Source organism: Streptococcus sp. 1449 (assembly GCF_013276805.1).
In the GTDB taxonomy this organism is placed as follows: domain Bacteria; phylum Bacillota; class Bacilli; order Lactobacillales; family Streptococcaceae; genus Streptococcus; species Streptococcus pseudopneumoniae.
On sequence record NZ_VMLS01000104.1, the window covers coordinates 1 to 3884 of the forward strand.

The 3884-nt window shown below is 37.7% G+C and carries 4 protein-coding genes; all 4 read left to right on the forward strand.

What is annotated here, in order from left to right:
- Window positions 1-340: 340 nt before the first annotated feature.
- A complete protein-coding gene (locus HT687_RS11320; RefSeq protein ID WP_000911559.1) occupies window positions 341-637 on the forward strand; it encodes a lactococcin 972 family bacteriocin in 297 nt (98 codons plus the stop codon).
- Window positions 638-739: 102 nt separating this feature from the next.
- On the forward strand, window positions 740-2755 hold the full coding sequence (locus HT687_RS11325) for a DUF1430 domain-containing protein (protein ID WP_000732380.1): 2016 nt from the start codon (window positions 740-742) through the stop codon (window positions 2753-2755).
- A 1-nt stretch (window position 2756) separates the two neighbouring features.
- A complete protein-coding gene (locus HT687_RS11330) occupies window positions 2757-3389 on the forward strand; it encodes an ABC transporter ATP-binding protein (protein ID WP_000571422.1) in 633 nt (210 codons plus the stop codon).
- A 157-nt stretch (window positions 3390-3546) separates the two neighbouring features.
- Window positions 3547-3825 carry a hypothetical protein gene (locus HT687_RS12400; RefSeq protein WP_000712968.1) on the forward strand — a complete coding sequence of 93 codons (279 nt, stop codon included), beginning with the start codon at window positions 3547-3549 and terminating at the stop codon, window positions 3823-3825.
- The last annotated feature ends 59 nt before the right edge of the window (window positions 3826-3884 follow it).

The following is a 3884-nucleotide window of genomic DNA, read 5'->3' on the forward strand; positions in this document are numbered from 1 at the left end:
GTCTTGATGTTGGGAAGGCGGATTGATTTTATATTACTTTAAAATTCAACTATTTAGAGAAAGGTATTCTGATGAGAGCTTGTAACAATACCAGATAGATATAAGAATGGAGATGTTTGATAAAATGCTTTCATAGCTAACCAACTGTTGAAAATTATGAGTTACAAAATCTAAAGTATTTAAGATTGGTTTATAAAATTAGGTCTCTGCCTGTAGAAAGGAACGTGCAGTTAGAAAGGAGGAAAAAATAGGATACTATAATTCAGACTGAGATTTCTAATTAAAATATATAGTTGCATTTCGCTCATTTTCATAATATTTCATTCAGAGGAGTAATAATATGTTAAAATTTAGAAAAGTAGTTGCATCATCCCTTGCCGTTTTGGCATTTAGTTTGGCTCTTCCTGTTTTGGCAGTTTCTCACCGTGGTGGCGAGTGGACCTATGGAGGCCATCATGATCCAAATAATTGGGGAGCATTTTCGAATTATTATCATGGTTCACAGTATCACTGGGCCTATGTTGGAAGTAATGGACGTAACAATCAAAAAACAGTTTATGCAGGAGCACGTAGTGCGGCCTATGCGTTTGTTAATACAAATTTTGGGGAGCAAGTTACATTTGATGCGGGATGGTAAAGAATAATTGAAGAAGATTCTTTTATCAATAGTTCAGTAAGCTTGTTAGTTTATAGAGGGCAGGAGTATTTCTGTCCTCTGTTTTAGAATAAGGAATGCACTATGAAAAAATTATTTATACTCATATCCAACCTGCTTGCTAGTTTGTTCTTTGTTTGGGTATTTACCATTTGGACTGATACATATGTCTCCCATTATTACCCCAACGTTGTTGTACGTGATTCTTCCCCTGAAACAACTTTTCAGCATGTTGCTACACGCTTGGAAAAACTAGCAGAAGAAACAGATAGCTTTATTGCGATTCAACACCAAGATCCTAACTCAGAAGGTACTACAGTTTTTTCTTATACGACCTTTGGGGACGGAAAGTTGCCTGATGGGCTTCAGGAAAAAAATCTAGAAGATGCTCAAAGTAGTAGTGTTGAAACAAACTATTTTGTATTCGATGGACACCTAGATATTCACTTGCTAAGGGAAGAGCTAAGTCAACTTGGCTTGACTAACATGCACCTGACAATTCCATCTAAACTATCTACGTTAATGGCTATCTTTAGTAACGGATTTCAGTTAATCAGTCTATTGATTTTCATCTTAACCTTTGTAGCACTGACTTTAATTAGTCAAATTAGCCAATTACGGTCATCGGGCATTCGCCTCATTTCAGGAGAGAAACGGTGGTCCATTTTCCTTAGACCAGTTGGTGAGGATTTGAAAGGGATAGCTGTTGGTTTCAGTTTAGCTGGCGTGCTCGCCATTCTTATGCAAAAAATTCTGTCGCTTCCAACGCAATCCCTAATGACCATAGGAGCAGGCTTGCTCAGTTATAATCTCATCTTGTTGTCGATCTCCCTGTTTTTCGCTCAACTCTTCGCAGTTGGGATAAAAAAGATACACCTGATGCAGATTATAAAAGGGCAAGTGCCTGTCAGAGGAATCATTAGTTTGATTTTAATCGGTCAACTGTTAGCGATTATTATTGTAACGCTGGGAATAGGGAGTAGCTTAAAGTATTCCCAAGCCTGGCAACAGCATCGGATTGGACAAGAGGTTTGGAGTCAGGAAAGACAACTGATTACCCTATCAATCAGCCGTGAAGGAACGAGTCCTGGTTTTGATGAACAAGCTCAAAGGAAACTCAGAACTTGGTATCAATTGATGGATCTGGCTGTTTCAGAACAAAAGGCTTTCTTATCTAGACACCAGTTAATTGACCGTACTTTGCAAAATGGCATGGCTTCCTCCAAAAACTTGACAACCTCTACAGAATGGCACGATTACAGCCCGAATGGCAATGTCCTTATCGTCACACCGCATTACTTGGAGCGTCAAAACATTCCTGTAGATACAACTATTAAGCAAAAGATGAATCACCTTAATGTAGGGGAGTTTGTCTTATTGCTGCCTGAACACCTCCGTTCAGAGGAAGAACATTATAAATCTGTTTTTGAAGACGACTTAACCAGTCGCATGTCTAGTCAAGATGAACGACAGCAAATGACTGCTACGGTAGGTTATTTAGAATCAGGTCAGGATCGTTTTGTGTATAATACGACCCCTATTTCTTACCAGCAGTTTTTGAAAGATCCAATCATCATTGTTATAACACCCCAATCAACTGGTCCACAGTCCATTTTGTTTTGGATAGACGCAGTACAGAACTACGTTCTCTTTAATCAATTGTCTGATGCCCAGGAGCTTATCCAGAGACAAGGCATTGAAAATTGGGTCTCAGAAATGCAAACAGGTTACCACAACTACATCACATTATTGGATAATATCCAGAGGGAACGTTGGGTAATGCTAGCAGGAGCTGTGCTTGGGATTGCAACTTCAATCTTGTTGTTTAACACTATGAATAGGCTCTACTTTGAAGAATTTAGACGTGCCATTTTTATCAAACGCATTGCAGGTCTCAGGTTCTTAGAAATCCATCGCACTTATCTCTTTGCTCAACTGGGTGTGTTTTTACTGGGATTTGTTGCGAGTGTATTTCTTCAGGTAGAGATAGGAGTTGCTTTCTTAGTCTTGTTACTCTTTACTGGTCTATCTCTTTTACAGTTACATGTCCAAATGCAGAAAGAAAACAAGATGTCCATTCTTGTTTTGAAGGGAGGTTAATATGATTGAACTTAAACAGGTGAGTAAATCTTTTGGAGAACGAGAGTTATTTTCGAATCTTTCAATGACATTTGAGGCTGGAAAAGTCTATGCCTTAATTGGTTCAAGTGGTAGCGGAAAAACAACCTTGATGAACATGATTGGGAAATTAGAACCTTATGATGGGACGATTTTTTACCGAGGTAAAGACTTGGCCAATTATAAATCAAGTGATTTTTTCCGTCACGAATTGGGCTACCTCTTCCAGAACTTTGGCTTAATTGAAAACCAAAGTATTGAAGAAAACCTTAAGCTAGGTCTCATTGGTCAAAAGTTGAGTCGGTCGGAACAGCGGTTGAGGCAGAAGCAGGCTTTAGAACAGGTCGGCCTGGTTTATCTTGACCTAGATAAGCGCATCTTTGAGTTATCGGGCGGAGAATCGCAACGGGTTGCCTTGGCAAAAATTATCTTAAAGAATCCACCCTTTATTCTGGCAGATGAGCCAACAGCTTCAATAGACCCAGCAACCTCTCAGTTGATTATGGAGATTTTGCTATCTCTTCGAGATGATAATAGGCTAATCATTATCGCAACACATAATCCGGCAATTTGGGAGATGGCTGATGAAGTGTTCACGATGGATCATCTGAAATAAAAATCCTTGTTTTTAATTGCACGATGAGTTACTGAAATATTATCATGAATCAAGAATTGGAGTTAATTTAGAATTGTACTTAATTTAGAATTGTACTTTATTAATATTGAGGTAACTTTTTCTTGATAAAGGAAGAAATAATGGAGAGGAAGTTAGAATGAAAAAATTCGACAATTATATTATTGAGAAGCCTTGCGATTCTAATTCAGATAAACTGCAAAAAATCTTAATAATTGAAAGTTTGGTAGATGATATTTTGCAATTTTCTCTCAGAATCAATAATAGTGTAGGAGAGATTTTCCTCCTACAACCGTTTCAAAAGAAAACTATCTTTATTCCATGTTATTTTGAGGAAGATATTGTGAAAGTCAAAGATGATGATAAAGTTGAGTGGAATTTGTTAGAATTTCAAAAATTTAGAGCATTTTTGGCTTAGTAATCTGTGTTGAAGGCTCAAAACCTATGGTAAAAAAGTCGCTTTGAAAACGTATTGCC